Genomic DNA, 18754 nt, shown 5'->3' with positions numbered 1-18754 from the left:
ACTAGTTTTGGCCTTTCCCTATTGTCAGTCAGATTAGTTATTATCAAGCTTCTCATGCCAATATTAATGCCTTTAAAAGAACAGTTACAACCATTGACCGTACGGAGATTCAACGACGGTTAGGTCTGGCTAAAGCCTACAATGCTAGTATTTCTGGAACAAGTAGTCAGTCGACTCAATCTGTGCTGAGAGATTCTTATTCTGAGGAGCAAAAAAGGCAGGGTGGACTGAATACGCTAGGATGTTAGAAGTCAGAGAGCAGGTTGACCATGTGATGATTCCAAAAATCAATCAGGATTTACCAATCTACGCTGGTTCAGAAGAGGACAATCTGCAACGGGGAGTTGGTCATCTAGAAGGGATAAGTTTGCCGATTGGAGGGGCTTCTACACATGCGGTCTTGAGCGGTCAAAGAGGTATGTCAGCTGCTCGGTTGTTTGCGGATTTGGATAAGATGAAAAAAGGTGATTATTTTTATGTTACCAATCTGAAAGAAACCTTGGCTTATCAAGTGGATCGTATCATGGTGATTGAACCTAGCCAATTGGATGCCGTGAGCATTGAAGAGGATAAAGATTATGTTACCCTTCTGACCTGTACACCTTATATGGGCTCTTTGTCAACTGTAATGGGTGACTTATCATTAACAACGAGAGAGAATCAGCTTGGTTCTCTCTCTTTTTGGATGTTCAAAGCGATGAGAATTTTGCTTTAAAAATTTTTAAAGTTGCGAAAGCCAAAGGCTTGTCGCTTGATGTCTTTGATAAGCTTGTTGGTCGCTTCTAATTTGGCATTGGAAAGGGATAGCTGAGGGCGTTTGTGATGTAAGTTTTGTACTTCATGAAGGTCCTAAAGACCATTTTAAAAGCAGAATTGCCAGTTGTTACGTTATCATCTATGAAGCTAAAGAATTCAGTTGTTCGCTTTTCTTAGAAATGAAAGAGTATGAGCTGATAAAGGTCGTTATAATAGCGGAGCTCATCTGAGAAAACTTTTATACCTCAAAGTCAGTCTAGCTTTGATATCATGAAGCCATTAGGAGTTATTCCTTATCTTTTAGTGGCGCGCGATCCATATAGTGATAGATCGAGATATTTAGATCCAAAAGTTCTATCATCCTCTTTTGGCGCCTTTTTTCCAGCAGATAATATTAAGGTAGCTTGGTCTAACAACTCCAGCACTTTATTTACACCACCTATTAATGCAAACTACACCACTCAGATTCAAGCTATTGGGACAACGATTAAGTCACAAATTCCGGAATCGATTTTGACGGTTACGGATAAAAAGAGCAGGAAGTTCAGCATTAACAAGATTGACGAAGCTAAAGAAGGCTTAGTAGGTGCGACCTTCACCTTGTCTAAACGCACAACAGTAGCGGCAGATCATCAAGTACAAGGAGATTTCATTCCTGTCAGCAAAGAGACGACAGTCGGTCGGACAACTCTTACCTTTGACAACCTTAAACCTGGATTTTATGACCTTAAAGAAACGAAAGCGCCGAATGCTTACGTACTTGATCCTAAGACTTATGTTGTGGTCGTTCAAAATTCAGGAAAAACGACAATTGTGGATGAAGCTAACTTCAAAGAGGCTGATTACCCAATGGCTGATAATACCAGCCATGTGGAGTGCGTAGCGTTGCTACAACGAAGCAAAGGGTAAAAATCCTTTATTTTAAGCACTTTTTCAAGCATTTTGTCTTTATTGAAAAGAGTGATTTTAACATAAAAAAGGTATTAAAAAACATATTGACGTGACCGTTTGTTTTGAAGTGGCTTGCGTAGACAAAAAAATAGATACGTCAGATAAATTTCTGGCATTACGAGAACATTTCTAGAGTGTTCTCTTTTTTTAGTTTACGGAGGAAAAATATATATGGAAAAACAGGATTCACGAGTTCTCATCCATTGGGAGGGGAATTCTGGGGACAAGCTCATTGAACACCAAACCAGCGCAACGGGGTGGTACTACCAAGTCGATCGTAGCTTTAGTCAACCAAAAGGGGAACCGCCCAGAATGATCCAAAGGCACTAGAAAGTGTCCGTAATGATTCGATTTCGGGCGGTGATGATGTCATGGGTTATGCTTATAGCAAATGTACTTGGGGAGTTGCGGCACGAATTAATCAGTGGGACTGAAACTCAAAGGTTGAAATGGTGAGAAGATTACCATTACCAGTTCAATGGGAAATGGTCAGGATTGGGTTGGAACAGCCGAAAGACTAGATGGTGAAACTGATACAGTTCCAAAAGAAGGTACTATTCTCTCTTTTTAGGAAAGTAGTTATGGTTCGTATATAGGCTACGGAACTATATCTTTCGTCACATTACATCTACAGATAGTACCATGAATTTTGCTTATATGACCAAGTAAAGTGAGGATATACTAACAAATGAAATATTTATTATCGTATTTGTCCATTTTATCGAAAAGTTTGCATATTATCATTATGTTTGATAAGATGCAAATATAATGATAGTAGGAGCTAAATATGGATATTTAAAAAATCAAGAGTATCCTAAGTGCTTTCCATTTTGAAATTCAAATATAGCTAATAGTTCTAGAACTTCTAATTGTTTTTCGTCGACGATATGAATTTTCAATCTTAACTGTTAGGATTCCACCTCCCTTTGGTTAAAGAAAAAAGGTCAGGTCGTTTAGATAACTTTGTCAAACAAGCTCAAGCTATCTAAAAATAGTTTGAAATGGGCATTACTCTAGTTTTTAATAAGCTATCTGATGAGCAGAAGGAGAAGTTAATGCATGTTGGGAAGTCTTATTTTGACTATCAAGAAAATGCTCTTATCCCACAATTAGGTTTTCTATATTCTAAATTAACTAAAAAAATTGAACTTGATAATCGGTTGTCTCCGACTGAACAAAAGTTATTGATTACCTTATTATTACATACTAAAGGTTTAATCATTGATATGTAAGAAGTAAGTCAGCTAACCGATCTTTCTATTCTAAAACTTATATTGTTGCTTTAGAAATTTTAAAGAGCGTGGATGGCTTCATAATAAACAGAAATCTTACCAATTTGCGAAGCCAAAAAATATGATATTTGAAGAGTCCAAAGATCTAATAGATAGTCCAGTTAGAGAAGCGTTGATTATAAGTGATAAGGATTTTCAAAAATTAAAACAAGAGCTATTATTTTAACCGACTTATTTTAAAGACTTATCATATCTAGGCTTGCTTGATGATTCGGAAAAATACGGAGACTATACTATTTCAAGGAAAAGATACAAAAGTTTCGAATCAAGTCTTCAACTATACATCCTTCAAAGTCATCGGCTAGAGATTTGGAATTATGAACCAATCCCTTTGATTACTAGAAAAATAAATAGCTTGGAGAGGCTAACGTGACACTGGTTGATCCAATCTCGCTTTATTTAACACTAAGAATGATGAAGACCCTCGTATTGAAGAAGAAGTTGAGCAGCTAGAAGATAAGATTTTGAGAATATAATCGTTTTTTCGTGCTACACTAACTTGTCAGGGTTGCAACAGACAAAAAAATAATTTAGGAGGGATTCGTTATGCGTACAAAGTATATAGGATATGAAATTGTTTTAAGGGGTGGTTATTAATATGGATAAGAAAAAGGTTGTTTCAACTATCGTATCTACAGGGTTTCTTATAGTTTCAATATCAAATTTTTTTAGAGAGCTATCACCTATACTTTTTCTCTTGAATATTATTGGATTTTTCTGCTTCCTATTATTATTTTCTGCCAACATAAATAAATTGTTCTTAAAACGATAGCCGTTATATAGGATATGGTATGTATGCATTTGGTGAAATTATAGGTAAAACGAATGGAATAGTACTTACTCCTCAAAGCTATCGTGAGAGATATAAAAGGATATCGAGGAGTCACTAGATAGTTGGATCTCATTGAAAAAATTTGTTTAAAGTATCTCATATAAGCATAAAACGAGGAATCAATCAAAATTTCTTGATTGATTCCTTGTTTTTTGGCTCTTTGTCAACTGTAGTGGGTTGATGAAAAATTATATTCTGGAGAAAACCAAATTGGTTTTCTCCTTTTTGATATTCAAAGTGATATGAATTCTCTTTTTAAAATATTCAAAGTTTCTAAAGCTAAATGTTTGTGCTTGATGATTTTGATGAGATTATTGGTTGCTCAAGTTTGGTGTTTGAATAAGGCGATTCAAGGACATTGATAACCTTATCTCTGTCTTTAAAAAATGTCCTAAAAACAGTTTAAAAGATTGGAGTGACACTAGAGAAAGTGTTTTAAACAGGGTAAAGAAATGGTGAGCTTGCTTCTCTTGAAAGTAAAGCAGGAGGAGTTGATAGAGTTTCATAATGTTTTTTATAGAGAAGCGATATCTTCTTATCTTGAAACAGAAAATTTTGAGAAGGCTAAAGTGACTGAAGATAATTACCAAGTTTTTTTAGGAATCCGTACTTATCAGAAGAGTTATAACTATCAAGATCATAGTGAGAATCTAAAAGGAAATATTGAGGTAGCAATGATAGGAGTTGAAAATAATATTAGCGACGAACATATTTTTTGCTAGAATATATAAAATGTCTTTGAAATAATTTAGCCCTGTGTTATGATATTAAGGAGGTTATTTATGGTACGTAAATTTTTAAAATCGCTCCTATCTCTCTTTCTTATAGCAGTAATCGCCACCGGTATTTCAGTGGCATGTTTCTTTTTTATTCCAGAAAATAAAGGGAATATTACACCGATTTTATTGCATCGCTTTATGCGAAAAAATAATGTTAATGGAATGATGATTGTTAGCGATAATACTGGTAAACCGATTACCATCTCGCATGGGATTAACCGTGGGGAAGTTGAAACGGATATTGAAAATAATAAATTATTTCCAATGGCTTCTCTCCAAAAACTCATGACAGGAATTATTATCCAAAGATTAATTGATCAAGATGTCTTGAGTGAAGACGACCGATTGTCTCAGTTCTTTCCCCAAGTAAAAGGTAGTAATAGTATTACCATCCACCAATTGTTGACCCATACGAGTGGGTTAAGAGAAAAAGGTGTTAAGGTGTCTCCTTATCTAAAAAATGAGAGAGAACAATTACAATTTTGCTTAAAACACTATAACTTTGTTAATAAGAAATCGTGGTATTATTCTAATATCAACTTTAGTTTCCTAACAGGTATAGCCACTCAAGTTACGGGAAGGACCTACGCTGAACTTGTTGATGATGTGATAAAAAATCCTTTGCGATTAGATGATACCCAAAGTTACCAATCAGTTGTTAATCATGACTTAGTTAGCCCAATGCGAAAGAACGGCAAGTTAAATAAAATTAATATCTTTAATCAAGTATCCACAGCATATGGAGCTGGAGATTTTTTCACAACTCCGCTGAACTTTTGGGTGTTGATGCGGTCTTTTTCTAAAGGGTACTTTTTCCCAACGGATGAATATACCAAACATCAAAATGATGCGATATCACATTATTATGGTGGGCTTTACATGCATGGTCGTATAGTTAATTCTAATGGGGCCTTTTTCCAGTATTCAAGTTTTGGTTATGCAGATCTAAAGACGCATGATACAATGGTGCTTTTTATGAATAACAAAGTCTATAGTGATGCTAGTCACGTGGCACCAAAAGCATTTGAATATTATCAAAAATTTATGTTCCTTAATAAGATTTTCCACTTAGTCTTTTACTTTGTATTTTCTTTCTTTTTAATGCTTTTAATACGTCATTCGTTTAGGAAAAGAAGGTATAAGAAACGTCTCTAAATCACATGAATAAAAAAGAAGGCTAAGTTGGCCTTCTTTTTTATTCAATAATAAGCAGTAACACCATCTAAGAAAACGTTTGCATTGAATTTTTAATTGTGCTATAATAAATAGCTGTTAATCATTATTATAGTTTAATAATCTAACTGTCGAGCTGATTTAAGCTATAAAAATACTGTTGAGTAAAAGAGGTATTAATATGTCAATGATTGAAGTTTCTCACCTTCAGAAAAATTTTATAAAAACCGTTAAAGCACCAGGGTTAAAAGGAGCATTTCAATCATTTCTTCGTCCTGAAAAACACACCTTTGAAGCTGTTAAAGATTTAACATTTGATGTGCCTAAAGGACAAATTTTGGGATTTATTGGAGCGAACGGTGCAGGAAAATCTACAACAATTAAAATGTTAACTGGGATTTTAAAACCAACTTCGGGCTTTTGCCGTATTGATGGCAAATTGCCACAAGAAAACCGACAAAATTATGTTAAGGATATTGGAGTCGTTTTTGGGCAACGTACGCAGTTGTGGTGGGATTTAGCTCTACAAGAAACCTATACAGTGTTAAAAGAAATCTATGACGTTCCTGATAAAGAATTTCGCAAACGCATGGCTTTTTTAAATGAGGTTTTGGAACTAAATGACTTTATAAAGGATCCTGTTAGAACTTTGTCTCTCGGACAGCGTATGAGAGCGGATATCGCAGCTTCTTTATTACATAACCCAAAGGTTCTTTTCTTAGATGAACCCACCATTGGCTTGGACGTTTCAGTGAAAGATAATATCCGACGTGCAATCACACAAATTAATCAAGAAGAAGAGACAACGATTTTACTAACGACACATGACCTCAGTGATATTGAACAACTTTGTCATCGTATTTTTATGATTGATAGAGGACAAGAAATATTTGATGGCACAGTTTCTCAGCTAAAAGAGACATTTGGAAAGATGAAAACTCTTTCTTTTGATTTGCGCCCAGGACAAGAGCATATCAGCTCTAGTTTAATTGGAAAGTCGGAGATTAATATTAAACGTAATGACTTAGTTTTAGATATTCAGTATGATAGTTCTCGCTACCAAACTGCTGACATAATTCAGCAGACATTAGCAGATTTTTCTGTACGTGACCTTAAAATGACAGATGCGGATATTGAAGATATCATTCGTCGCTTCTATAGAAATGAGCTATAAGGATGAACAGAATTTGGAGACGTTATAAACCTTTTATTAGTACAGGAATCCAAGGATTAATCACATATCGTGTTGATTTCATCCTTTATAGGATAGGTGATGTGATAGGAGCATTTGTTGCATTTTATCTATGGAAAGCAGTTTTCGATTCCTCAAGTCAATCCTTAATCCAAGGTTTTCAGCTGTCAGATATGATTCTCTATATTATTATGAGTTTTGTGACTAATTTATTAACAAGAACTGATAGTTCATTTATGATAGGTGACGAAGTAAAAGACGGTTCAATTATTATGCGACTCTTACGTCCAGTTCACTTTGCTGCTTCCTACCTTTTCATGGAGATTGGTTCTAGATGGCTCATCTTTTTAAGTATAGGGGTACCGTTTTTGCTTGTTATTACGGGGGTACGCCTCTTCTTGGGGACTGATTTGATTCAAGCTATAGTGTTAGTGGTATTTTATATTATTAGCATTATTTTAGCTTTTTTGATTAACTTCTTTTTTAATATTTGTTTTGGCTTCTCGGCATTTGTTTTTAAAAATTTATGGGGGTCAAACCTGTTAAAAAATTCGTTAGTCGCATTTATGTCGGGGAGCTTGATTCCTCTTACTTTTTTTCCGAAAATCGTTGCTGATATTTTAGGATTTTTACCATTTTCATCTTTAATTTACACACCAGTAATGATTATTATTGGTAAATATGATGGCAGTCAAATTGTGCAAGCCTTACTTTTACAAATATTTTGGCTAATAGTAATGGTAGCTTTATCTCAATTAATATGGAAAAAAGTACAGTCGCATATCACTATCCAAGGAGGTTGAGATGACAAAATATCAGCGAATGCACTTTATTTTTATTAAACAATACATGAAGCAAATCATGGAGTATAAAATAGACTTTTTTGTAGGCGTTTTAGGAGTATTTTTAACACAAGGGCTAAATCTTTTATTTCTGAATGTTCTTTTTCAACATATCCCTTCTTTAGAAGGATGGACTTTTCAGCAAATAGCTTTTATTTATGGTTTTTCTCTCCTCCCAAAAGGAATTGATCACCTTTTCTTTGATAACTTGTGGGCTCTTGGTCAAAGGCTTATTCGAAAAGGAGAATTTGATAAGTATTTAACCAGGCCGATCAGTCCTTTATTTCATGTCCTAGTTGAAACCTTTCAAGTAGATGCATTGGGGGAGTTATTGGTTGGTTTTATTCTGTTATCTACCACAGTATCTAGTATAAGCTGGACCGTGCCAAAAGTATTATTATTTATATTTATTATCCCCTTTGCAACTTTGATTTATACCTCCTTGAAGATTGCTACGTCAAGTATCGCTTTTTGGACCAAACAATCTGGTGCTGTTATCTATATTTTTTATATGTTTAATGACTTTGCTAAGTATCCTGTCGCAATATATAATAATCTATTGCGTTGGATCATTAGTTTTGTCATTCCATTTGCTTTTACAGCTTATTATCCCGCTGCTTACTTCTTACAAGATAGAAATGTCTATTTTAATATTGGTGGGGTTATCTTGATTTCCTTGATTTCTTTTATGGTATCACTAATACTTTGGCATAAAGGAGTAGAAGTATATGAGAGTGCGGGTTCTTGATTAGTAAGGCAAGCCATTAATTTTTTTGAGTGTTTAGAAGTTTTAGGCTTACTAACTTAGCTTTGTTAGTGATGATATACTCCCCTTATAGTGTCTAGTGAATTTTGGTTTTTTTACTGTCCACTATAAGGGGAGTATATCAGGTGAAGAGGGACTATTAGTGTTGAGAATAATGTCCCTCATAGAACAATAATTACCATATCTTTACCAAAATAAAGTTAAAAACGCTCTTAGATGTGCTTTCTAAGAGCGTTTTTTGGTCTATAAAAGGTAAGCAAAAAGCAGATGTCATTTATGAAAGTGTTGACAAAGATGAAATACTTTGTTACTATTTTAACATAATAATGATATTTTAATTAGAGTGTGAATTTATAATTAATTTTTATAATGTTTATTTTAAATTTAAACTAATGTTTATAGCAGTGTTTTACTCATGATTTTGTGAATTCAACACTTAAGTCATGACCTCATTTTAAAGAGTTTCAGACGACACAGAAAGGAAGAAAACATAAGAAAGGCAATGCACGGCTTGTCCATAGTAGTGTTTGAAGTAGATGTTTAGAAATATTTTATTTTCCAACAGTACTGATATCAGAGCGAAGATGATTAGTTGAAGGTGATAATATGGGACGTTCTAATATTTTGAGTAGGTGTGAACAATGTTCTGATAATCAATGTGGCTTGTATAAAACGCGGCTTAAAGACAAGTTACTATTAGTAGTCCAACTGGTTGGAAATATTAGGTATTCTGAGTTTCTTACGGAAGGTGGTGTATATCATAAGGGAGAAACCTTGTTGGAAGTTATAACCTTAGGAATTTCTTATGAATATAAAAGTTATGGGGATATCAAAGTAATCAAGAAGTACTGTGCTGATGGCAGTGTCGTTGATTATAACATGCCAATACTATTAATGGAAAGGATTGAATAATGAAAACAGTAATAATATATGGAGGACAGGGTAATGTTCAGTCAAAACACCTTTGTCAACTAGTTAAAACTCCAAAAGGTGAAATTCTTTTTTCAAAGTTACAAGCAACTGATTTAGAATCATATCAGTTAATGATGGATGTCATTAACCACAAGGTAAGTTTAGACAATGTTCATGCGTCTATGTTAGCAAATTTTTTATATAATGATTGGCTAACAAACGATGAAAAAATAGTATCTGGGATAGGATTTTCAGCTCATAGCGCCGGTATTTTCAATGTGTTATATGCTAGTGGTAGTACTAGTTTGGAAAACATTATTCACTTTATTAAACGTCGTGCCCAACTTATAGAAAATTGTCATGTGTCTGAAGAGCTTTGGCTTTTGATGGTTGAAAACATTGATATGTTTAGTAAGGATGTTTTAAAAGAACAGTCTGAGAAAGTAAAATTAGCTATTATTACTGATGATAGAGCTGGTGTAATTGCTATGGATCAAGTCAACCGTTCTTTCTTTGATGACGTGATGACTAACAAAGGTTATTTTTATAAATTAAAGCAGTTAGGCGTAAAAGCACCATATCATACTGATTTTTTAAATGAATCTAAAGAGCAGTATAAACAATTGATTGAAAGCCTAGATATTTCGCAAAATGATGACTATGACTATATTTTTCATTGTGATCAATTGGTAGATGAAATTTTATATCAGTGGACCAATCTCTTTAACTGGCGTGCGATTAAGGAAACTATCATAGAAAAGGATGCGGAGATTATTGATATTTCTCCTAATAGGTTTATTTCTAGTCAGTTGCAAAAAATGAAAAAGAGGGGGAGGAAACAGTTATGAAAGTAGCAATAGTTACTGGTGGTACCAGAGGAATTGGAAGGGCTATTACAAAAGAGTTATACAAAGAAGGTTACAAAGTCATTGCTATTTATAATAGCAATGATGCTAAGGCAAGAGCTTTACAAGAGGAGTTACCAAAATTAGACGTTTATAAATGCAATATTTCAGATGCAAAAGCAGTACAAAAATTGGTGACTAAAATTTTTAGAGAATATGGCGGTATTGATTGTTTAGTTAATAATGCTGGTATTGTTAGAGATGGCTTTTTCTTGATGATGTCTAAGGAAAAATGGATGGATGTCATTAACATAAATATTATGGGGCTAGTTAACATGAGTAAAGCCGTGTTAAAAATCATGAAGGCTAAGCGTATACAGGGAAAGGTTATCAATATTTCTTCAACTAGTGGTATAGCAGGGCAGATAGGGCAAGCGAACTATTCAGCAACGAAAGGCGCTATCATTTCCATTACTAAAACTCTAGCGAAAGAATTTGCATCAGATGGTATTACGATTAATTGTGTAAGTCCAGGATTCATTGAAACAGATATGACAAATGAATTGCAAAATAAAGAAGAGCTAAAAGAGCATCTTATTCCTCTAAAAGGGTTTGGACAACCTGAAGAGGTGGCTTGGCTCGTAAGCTTTTTAGCAAGTGAGAAGGCAAACTATATTACAGGAAAAAATATTGTGATTGATGGAGGAATGATTAATGATTAACTGGGCTGAAGAACGTAAAATAATAAAAACACGTCAAGAAGTAGTTGATGAAATTAAAGGTATTTTGATTGACTCTTTAATGTTGGATATTGATAAAGATCTGATTATGAATGATCAACCATTATTTGGTCGTGGATTAGAGCTAGACTCTATTGATGCCCTAGAACTGTCAATAGGGATTTCAACAACGTTTGGTGTTGAACTAAATGATGATGATATTTCAATATTATCATCAGTAAATAGACTAGCAGATTTTGTGATTGAAAATAGTGAGGATATAGATGACCAAGCTAAGTAGTGAAGAAATTATAAAAATGTTACCTCATCGCTATCCGTTTCTAATGGTGGATAGAGTGCAGAGTTATAAAAAAGGTATCATTGAATGTCGTAAGAATATTACTATCAACGAACCTTACTTTCAAGGACATTTTCCACAACGTCCTATAGTTCCGGGTGTTTTGATGATTGAGATGGCAGCTCAATCTGCAGCTTTACTTTATATTTTAGATGCACTTGATGGTAGCCTCCCCTCTCTTGATGAATTAACAGCAGAGAAAATAGCAGAAAAAGTAGGTTATTTAGCCAGTGTGAAGAATTTCAAATTCAAGAAAATTGTTACTCCAGGAGACCAGCTAAACATTACATGTAAATCTCAATCAAAATTGGGGCATCTTTTAGAAATTCAAGTCGTTATTAGAGATGAGAATAAAAAAGAGGTTGCCTCAGGAAGGATGTTGGTATCAGAAAATGGAAATTAAACTCAAAAATATTGGAAAAAAATATGGTTCTTTTGAAGCATTGAGAGACATTAATCTCATCTTTGAAGAGGGAAAATTTTATGGCCTTCTTGGACCTAATGGAGCTGGTAAAACAACTTTATTTAACCTTTTAATTCAAAATTTTAAGCAAACGTCAGGCGATATTAAGTGGGAGGTGGATGGAAAACCTCTATCTATTAAAGATTTTTATCGTCACATTGGTATTGTCTTCCAAAGTAATCGCTTAGATGATAATTTAACGGTTGAGGAAAATCTAATTTCTAGAGGTGCTTTGTACGGTTTATCTAAATCACAAGTACGTAATCGCCTTAAAGATCTTCAAACGTATCTAGATATCACAGCAATAAAAAACCAAAAATATGGCAGTTTATCAGGAGGTCAAAAACGAAAAGTTGATATTGCACGCGCCTTGCTGCCACAACCTTCTCTATTATTATTAGATGAACCAACGACTGGTTTAGACCCTCAATCTCGTCGCGATTTATGGGATGCTATCGCACAACTAAATCAACAATCGCAGATGACAGTTGTACTAATTACTCATTATCTTGAAGAAATGTCTGCTTGTGATGTTTTAAATGTTCTTATTGAAGGAAACATTTATTATTCGGGAGATATTAAAAGCTTTATTGAGCAACATTCCACAACAAACTTGAATGTGGTATTGAAACCAGAAAAGTCATTAGACCAACTTTCGATAGCTGATTTTGTTAATAAATGTCAAGTCCTTTCAGAAAGGGAGATAGTATTTAAGGATATTTCTGTTGAGGAAATGATGCAGGTTATCTCAGACAATCAAGATAAATCTATTATTGAGACATTTAATGTTGAATATTCGAACTTAGAGGCGGCGTATCTCAACTTGCTTAGAGAAAAAGAAAGGAAAAACAATGTTTGAACTAATTTCTAGAAATCGTAAAGTTTACACGCGAGATCGGTTAGCGTTTTTCATGTCTTTTTTATCAGTTATTATCTTAATTTTGGTCTATCAGATTTTCTTGGGAAAAATTCAATTAGATGCTATAAAAGCAGCATTGAGGAGTAATACAGTATCCAGTGATACTATTCACATGGTTAATTATTGGCTCATTGCAGGTTTGACGACTATTATTTCAATGACTAGTACATTAGGTGCCTTTGGAGTTATGGTGTCCGACAAAGAAAAAAAATTAAATGAAGATTTTAAGGTCAGTCCTATATCAAATATCAAAATTGAATTGTCCTATGCTATATTTGCCGTTTTATTTGGTATTGTCATGACGATGTTCTCTTGCATCTTTGCTATCGGTATTTTTAACGGCTTTAATTCCTTGCTAGAGTATTCAGCTATGGATTATTTAACTATTTTAGGGATCGTTTCCTTAGGGACTGTTTTATCTGCGGCGATGATTTTACCTATTTTAGCCTTTATTCATACTAGTTCAGCTTTTACGACTCTTAGCACAATTGTAGGGACTTTTATTGGTTTTATTTCAGGAGTATATCTCTCAATTGGCTCGGTAGGAAAAGCATTACAACAGGTTATGACATGGTTTCCATTGACTCAAATCAATTCTCTTTTGAAACAGGTCTTAATGAAGGGTTCTATTGCGAAGGTATTTGACAAAGCCAACGAAGCCACTGTCTCTAACTATAAAGAATCATATGGTGTTGTTTTGCGTAATGCTGATGGAGAAAGGCTGAGTAATCACTTTATGTTGATTTATATCATTGCCCTCATTCTTATTTTATTGGCAATTCATTTTATTATTAAAAAGGTTAAAAAATGAAAGATGATAATAAATTAAAGATTTCTGAAGCTTCCTTAGAAGATTATTCTGAAGTGGTTCATTTATTTAATAGGAATCATGTTTATCAATTTCCAGACGGTAGTCCTTTAACTGTTGATGACCTTGATTTAACGTTAAAAGTTAAAGAAGTGACACATTTATTTTTACTGAAAAATCATGGTGTTTTGATTGGAACATCAGCTTTCTTTAAATTTATTACCTATGGTTGTTTAGATTGGAATAGTAGCTTTAGTGGTTTTCTTTTAATTGATTCGAAAAGTCGTAGTGGACAGGCAATCACTTATCTATATAAAACTATCTTAAAGAAGATAACAAAACTGAAGTTTTCTAATATCTATACCGAAATCAGTAACTACAATAAACCCTCCTTAGCTTTATCAAAATTGAATGGCTTCAAAGAGTATGATAAGACATATGAAGACATACTGCATTGTCGATCATTGCGTAGTCACCTCCCTAAGATATTGAATACGTTTCGTATTTCGAATTATTATGGTAAAACATACGACATATCAACTTTTCAAATTATGGAGGAAATTGAAAATCCCTTGGAAGAGGAGACAGAAATTAGGACCAAAGTCTCTGATGAAGAAATATTATTTAAAGCAGAAGATAGTGCTTCACTTCCTTATTATTTAAAAATGAGCTTGTTTCAAATGGAAATTGCTAGGTTAGATAACCGTTATGTTTTACAAGTTGACTTTTTATCGGAACAAGTAAAGAGGGTTCGGGTTAAAACTGGAAAATATCACTTGGCAAACTTAACGAGGGCTCACCCTAGCCTAACTTTAAGTCGTTTTGCCAATTATTATTACATTCAAGCAACTGTGGAAACCCTTTATGGTAATATCGATGTTCAACTGGAACGTCGAAAAAAGCATTATAGAGATGCAACTATTTGTCTTAAGAGAACTTTTCAAGGTTATGATTTACTTATCTCTCCAAATGGCAGCCTTATTTTTGAAAAGCAGAAAAGAAAGATACTTGAAGATAGTTTTTTGATTTTTAGCCAACCTTTGGACAAGAAATTAGTTGTAAAAGAAGAAGAAAATCACATTACAATCAAATGTTTCTATCAAGGTGCTTTAATTGAGAAAATCATGACATTTACAAGTGACGAAGAAATCACTTGTGTTTATAAATGTAATCAAAAGGCTAAAGAGATGTTCCCAAAATTATTGAAACAGACTTTCAAGTTACACTGCCAAGAGCAGTTGATTAGAGATAGTGAAGGTTATCTTGTGAATGTTCCAGGAAGTTACCCGATTGAGCATGATGATTTTCTTCGAGCAGATAAGTTTGAAGATAGACAATTCCATTATTACCTCCCGAATGAAGATAAAATGATTTCCTATTCTCCTCCTGGCAAAGCCAGCAATCAAATGCAATTTAGACCCTTATGTCTTATTGATACAGATAGCCTTTCTTTTCCACTGACTTATCATTTTAGGATTTCACAAGCATCATCGGAGGAGGCGTTAATCAATCTAAAAAAACAGCCAATATGGGACAGCAACTACCAAGCGTCAGCAACTGACCTTTTAAAACATATCTCTAACCTAACATTAGAAGAAGAGAAGGATTATGGCATCAAGAGAATGATAGCTAACAGAAAGCATTATCCTAGTCACAAACTGGTTTTAGCCTATAATCAGATTGTTTTGCCTAAGAATGAAATTCCAAGAGACAGTGAATTATATTCTATTTCTTTTGATTATCGAATTAGAGGAAAGTTTGTCCAAATCCGCCAAGGGGAACATGTCAAATATGATAATAAATCCTATGTTTTGGAAAATAGTCAACAATTAGTATTGTATGTAGCTAGCGATGATAAATATATACTAATTTCTGCTAAAAATGGAATATTTTATTCTTACAAAGAGAACAATCATTTAAAAATAAGGTGCATGTTTAAAAGGAACTCACCTTATGCTACAAATGTGAGCATTACAGAATATAGAAAGTGTGAAGAAAAATGAATACTATTTATAATACATTGAGAACAGATAAAGGTTATAAAGTTTATGAGGGGTATTTATATGAAATTACTGGTGAAGAATGTGAAGAAGCCTTAGACCTTGTGATTCCTAAGAATATTGTATTTGCAGATACAGATACTTGTGGCTACACTTTTTTACTCAATGAAGATGGAACAGTTTATGATGATGTGACTTTCTACAAATTTGATGATAAATATTGGTTGGCTAGTCATAAAGCTTTGGATTCTTATTTAGACAACATCAATTTTGACTATACCGTAACAGATATTTCTGACGAGTATAAAATGCTGCAAATTGAAGGAAGATATTCGGGAGAAATTGCTCAGTCATTTTATGAATATGATATTTCAACACTTAATTTTCGTACTTTGATAGAGATGACTTATAAAGGTGAGAAAGGTTATCTTGCTAGATTTGGTTTTTCTGGAGAATTTGGCTATCAATTTTTCCTACCATCTTCTATTTTTGCTACTTTTGTTTCGGATGTCTGTGAAGGTATAGCAGAGTATGGGGATGAACTTGATAGATATTTAAGGTTTGAAGTGGGACAACCCATTACTGATATTTATCAACAAGAAGAATATTCTTTATATGAAATAGGTTATTCTTGGAATCTAGATTTCACAAAGGAAGAATTTAGAGGTCGCGATAGCTTGTTAGAGCACATCAGATCAGCAACAGTTAAAAGTGTTGGATTCTCAACGAAGGAAAAACTCGCTTCAGGAACACCAGTGCTATTTGATGACCAAATTGTTGGAAAGATTTTTTGGATAGCAGACGAGAAAGACTCTTCGGAAAATTACCTAGGTTTGATGATTGTTAACCAAACATATGCTCATTCAGGAGTTACTTTTGTAACAGAAGATGGCCAAATTTTGAAAACACAATCAAGCCCTTATTGTATCCCAGAAAGTTGGAACAAAGAATGAGCGTATATGTTAGTGGAATAGGAATTATTTCTTCTTTGGGAAAGAATTATAGCGAGCATAAACAGCATCTCTTCGACTTAAAAGAAGGAATTTCTAAACATTTATATAAAAATCACGACTCTATTTTAGAATCTTATACAGGAAGCATAACTAGTGACCCAGAGGTTCCTGAGCAATACAAAGATGAGACACGTAATTTTAAATTTGCTTTTACCGCTTTTGAAGAGGCTCTTGCTTCTTCAGGTGTTAATTTAAAAGCTTATCATAATATTGCTGTGTGTTTAGGGACCTCACTTGGGGGAAAGAGTGCTGGTCAAAATGCCTTGTATCAATTTGAAGAAGGAGAGCGTCAAGTAGATGCTAGTTTATTAGAAAAAGCATCTGTTTACCATATTGCTGATGAATTGATGGCTTATCATGATATTGTGGGAGCTTCGTATGTTATTTCAACCGCCTGTTCTGCAAGTAATAATGCCGTAATATTAGGAACACAATTACTTCAAGATGGCGATTGTGATTTAGCTATTTGTGGTGGCTGTGATGAGTTAAGTGATATTTCTTTAGCAGGCTTCACATCACTAGGAGCTATTAATACAGAAATGGCATGTCAGCCCTATTCTTCTGGAAAAGGAATCAATTTGGGTGAGGGCGCTGGTTTTGTTGTTCTTGTCAAAGATCAGTCCTTAGCTAAATATGGAAAAATTATCGGTGGTCTTATTACTTCAGATGGTTATCATATAACAGCACCTAAGCCAACAGGTGAAGGGGCGGCACAGATTGCAAAGCAGCTAGTGACTCAAGCAGGTATTGACTACAGTGAGATTGACTATATTAACGGTCACGGTACAGGTACTCAAGCTAATGATAAAATGGAAAAAAATATGTATGGTAAGTTTTTCCCGACAACGACATTGATCAGCAGTACCAAGGGGCAAACGGGTCATACTCTAGGGGCTGCAGGTATTATCGAATTGATTAATTGTTTAGCGGCAATAGAGGAACAGACTGTACCAGCAACTAAAAATGAGATTGGGATAGAAGGTTTTCCAGAAAATTTTGTCTATCATCAAAAGAGAGAATACCCAATAAGAAATGCTTTAAATTTTTCGTTTGCTTTTGGTGGAAATAATAGTGGTGTCTTATTGTCATCTTTAGATTCACCTCTAGAAACATTACCTGCTAGAGAAAATCTTAAAATGGCTATCTTATCATCTGTTGCTTCCATTTCTAAGAATGAATCACTTTCTATAACCTATGAAAAAGTTGCTAGTAATTTCAACGACTTTGAAGCATTACGCTTTAAAGGGGCTAGACCACCCAAAACTGTCAACCCAGCACAATTTAGGAAAATGGATGATTTTTCCAAAATGGTTGCCGTAACAACAGCTCAAGCACTAATAGAAAGCAATATTAATCTAAAAAAACAAGATACTTCAAAAGTAGGAATTGTATTTACAACACTTTCTGGACCAGTTGAGGTTGTTGAAGGTATTGAAAAGCAAATCACAACAGAAGGATATGCACATGTTTCTGCTTCACGATTCCCGTTTACAGTAATGAATGCAGCAGCTGGTATGCTTTCTATCATTTTTAAAATAACAGGTCCTTTATCTGTCATTTCGACAAATAGTGGAGCGCTTGATGGTATACAATATGCCAAGGAAATGATGCGTAACGATAATCTAGACTATGTGATTCTTGTTTCTGCTAATCAGTGGACAGACATGAGTTTTATGTGGTGGCAACAATTAAACTATGATAGTCAAATGTTTGTCGGTTCTGATTATTGTTCAGCACAAGTCCTCTCTCGTCAAGCATTGGATAATTCTCCTATAATATTAGGTAGTAAACAATTAAAATATAGCCATAAAACATTCACAGATGTGATGACTATTTTTGATGCTGCGCTTCAAAATTTATTATCAGACTTAGGACTAACCATAAAAGATATCAAAGGTTTCGTTTGGAATGAGCGGAAGAAGGCAGTTAGTTCAGATTATGATTTCTTAGCGAACTTGTCTGAGTATTATAATATGCCAAACCTTGCTTCTGGTCAGTTTGGATTTTCATCTAATGGTGCTGGTGAAGAACTGGACTATACTGTTAATGAAAGTATAGAAAAGGGCTATTATTTAGTCCTATCTTATTCGATCTTCGGTGGTATCTCTTTTGCTATTATTGAAAAAAGGTGATA

General features: G+C 34.1%; 17 protein-coding genes and 4 pseudogenes. 19 read left to right on the top strand and 2 right to left on the bottom strand.

Annotated features, from left to right (window positions below; genetic code table 11):
* Positions 1–7: 7 nt before the first annotated feature.
* Positions 8–610: pseudogene (locus EGX70_RS04215) on the top strand (class C sortase); the annotation flags it as partial.
* A gap of 33 nt (positions 611–643) precedes the next feature.
* Here EGX70_RS04215 and EGX70_RS11170 read toward each other — a convergent pair.
* A pseudogene (locus EGX70_RS11170) lies at positions 644–989 on the bottom strand (transposase); the annotation flags it as partial.
* A 70-nt stretch (positions 990–1059) separates the two neighbouring features.
* Between EGX70_RS11170 and EGX70_RS04210 the strand changes: the two are divergent.
* The 3 genes and pseudogenes from EGX70_RS04210 to EGX70_RS11030 all read left to right on the top strand — a co-directional run bounded on the left by EGX70_RS04210 (position 1060) and on the right by EGX70_RS11030 (position 2939).
* A complete protein-coding gene (locus tag EGX70_RS04210; protein ID WP_000090279.1) occupies positions 1060–1665 on the top strand; it encodes a prealbumin-like fold domain-containing protein in 606 nt (201 codons plus the stop codon).
* A 237-nt stretch (positions 1666–1902) separates the two neighbouring features.
* Positions 1903–2376: pseudogene (locus EGX70_RS11165) on the top strand (CHAP domain-containing protein); the annotation flags it as partial.
* 386 nt (positions 2377–2762) lie between these two features.
* Positions 2763–2939 (top strand): hypothetical protein, encoded by a 177-nt coding sequence (locus EGX70_RS11030; protein ID WP_000557949.1) that lies wholly within the window; start codon positions 2763–2765, stop codon positions 2937–2939.
* Positions 2940–4019: 1080 nt separating this feature from the next.
* On the opposite strand, the pseudogene EGX70_RS11160 reads toward EGX70_RS11030, so the two are convergent.
* Positions 4020–4347, bottom strand: a pseudogene (locus EGX70_RS11160) (transposase); the annotation flags it as partial.
* An 11-nt stretch (positions 4348–4358) separates the two neighbouring features.
* On the opposite strand from EGX70_RS11160, the gene EGX70_RS04180 reads away from it, so the two are divergent.
* The 15 genes from EGX70_RS04180 to EGX70_RS04105 all read left to right on the top strand — a co-directional run bounded on the left by EGX70_RS04180 (position 4359) and on the right by EGX70_RS04105 (position 18752).
* On the top strand, positions 4359–4553 hold the full coding sequence (locus tag EGX70_RS04180; protein ID WP_223297781.1) for a hypothetical protein: 195 nt from the start codon (positions 4359–4361) through the stop codon (positions 4551–4553).
* 60 nt (positions 4554–4613) lie between these two features.
* A complete protein-coding gene (locus EGX70_RS04175; RefSeq protein ID WP_000251790.1) occupies positions 4614–5765 on the top strand; it encodes a serine hydrolase in 1152 nt (383 codons plus the stop codon).
* 199 nt (positions 5766–5964) lie between these two features.
* A complete protein-coding gene (locus EGX70_RS04170; protein WP_000061734.1) occupies positions 5965–6957 on the top strand; it encodes an ATP-binding cassette domain-containing protein in 993 nt (330 codons plus the stop codon).
* Between the two features lie 2 nt (positions 6958–6959).
* Positions 6960–7778 carry an ABC-2 family transporter protein gene (locus EGX70_RS04165; RefSeq protein WP_001080088.1) on the top strand — a complete coding sequence of 273 codons (819 nt, stop codon included), beginning with the start codon at positions 6960–6962 and terminating at the stop codon, positions 7776–7778.
* Between the two features lies 1 nt (position 7779).
* A complete protein-coding gene (locus tag EGX70_RS04160) occupies positions 7780–8565 on the top strand; it encodes an ABC transporter permease (protein WP_000170564.1) in 786 nt (261 codons plus the stop codon).
* A 624-nt stretch (positions 8566–9189) separates the two neighbouring features.
* Positions 9190–9495 carry a hypothetical protein gene (locus tag EGX70_RS04150; protein WP_000533775.1) on the top strand — a complete coding sequence of 102 codons (306 nt, stop codon included), beginning with the start codon at positions 9190–9192 and terminating at the stop codon, positions 9493–9495.
* Positions 9495–10343: a CylD gene (locus tag EGX70_RS04145; protein WP_123947955.1), complete on the top strand. Its 849-nt coding sequence runs from the start codon at positions 9495–9497 to the stop codon at positions 10341–10343. Before EGX70_RS04150 ends, EGX70_RS04145 begins: the two co-directional genes overlap by 1 nt.
* Entirely contained in the window at positions 10340–11062 is a 723-nt protein-coding gene (fabG, locus tag EGX70_RS04140) for a 3-oxoacyl-ACP reductase FabG (RefSeq protein ID WP_123947953.1), read from the top strand. Before EGX70_RS04145 ends, fabG begins: the two co-directional genes overlap by 4 nt.
* On the top strand, positions 11055–11360 hold the full coding sequence (locus tag EGX70_RS04135) for a phosphopantetheine-binding protein (RefSeq protein WP_000611493.1): 306 nt from the start codon (positions 11055–11057) through the stop codon (positions 11358–11360). The genes fabG and EGX70_RS04135 overlap by 8 nt, the downstream gene beginning before the upstream one ends.
* Positions 11344–11820 (top strand): 3-hydroxyacyl-ACP dehydratase FabZ, encoded by a 477-nt coding sequence (gene fabZ, locus EGX70_RS04130; protein ID WP_000164166.1) that lies wholly within the window; start codon positions 11344–11346, stop codon positions 11818–11820. The genes EGX70_RS04135 and fabZ overlap by 17 nt, the downstream gene beginning before the upstream one ends.
* Positions 11810–12739 (top strand): ABC transporter ATP-binding protein, encoded by a 930-nt coding sequence (locus tag EGX70_RS04125; RefSeq protein ID WP_123947951.1) that lies wholly within the window; start codon positions 11810–11812, stop codon positions 12737–12739. Before fabZ ends, EGX70_RS04125 begins: the two co-directional genes overlap by 11 nt.
* Positions 12732–13610, top strand: a complete 879-nt coding sequence (locus tag EGX70_RS04120) for an ABC transporter permease (RefSeq protein WP_000462408.1) — start codon at positions 12732–12734, stop codon at positions 13608–13610. The genes EGX70_RS04125 and EGX70_RS04120 overlap by 8 nt, the downstream gene beginning before the upstream one ends.
* Positions 13607–15610: a hypothetical protein gene (locus EGX70_RS04115; RefSeq protein ID WP_000650748.1), complete on the top strand. Its 2004-nt coding sequence runs from the start codon at positions 13607–13609 to the stop codon at positions 15608–15610. The genes EGX70_RS04120 and EGX70_RS04115 overlap by 4 nt, the downstream gene beginning before the upstream one ends.
* Positions 15607–16560, top strand: coding sequence for an aminomethyltransferase family protein (locus EGX70_RS04110; RefSeq protein WP_001092618.1), 954 nt, complete (start codon positions 15607–15609; stop codon positions 16558–16560). Before EGX70_RS04115 ends, EGX70_RS04110 begins: the two co-directional genes overlap by 4 nt.
* Positions 16557–18752: a beta-ketoacyl-[acyl-carrier-protein] synthase family protein gene (locus tag EGX70_RS04105; protein WP_000118223.1), complete on the top strand. Its 2196-nt coding sequence runs from the start codon at positions 16557–16559 to the stop codon at positions 18750–18752. The genes EGX70_RS04110 and EGX70_RS04105 overlap by 4 nt, the downstream gene beginning before the upstream one ends.
* Positions 18753–18754: the final 2 nt, after the last annotated feature.

Origin of the sequence: Streptococcus sp. FDAARGOS_522, assembly GCF_003812445.1 — a bacterium.
Lineage (GTDB): Bacteria > Bacillota > Bacilli > Lactobacillales > Streptococcaceae > Streptococcus > Streptococcus agalactiae.
The sequence above is the reverse complement of the archived record's forward strand: the minus strand, read 5'-3'. Positions and strand labels throughout refer to the sequence as shown.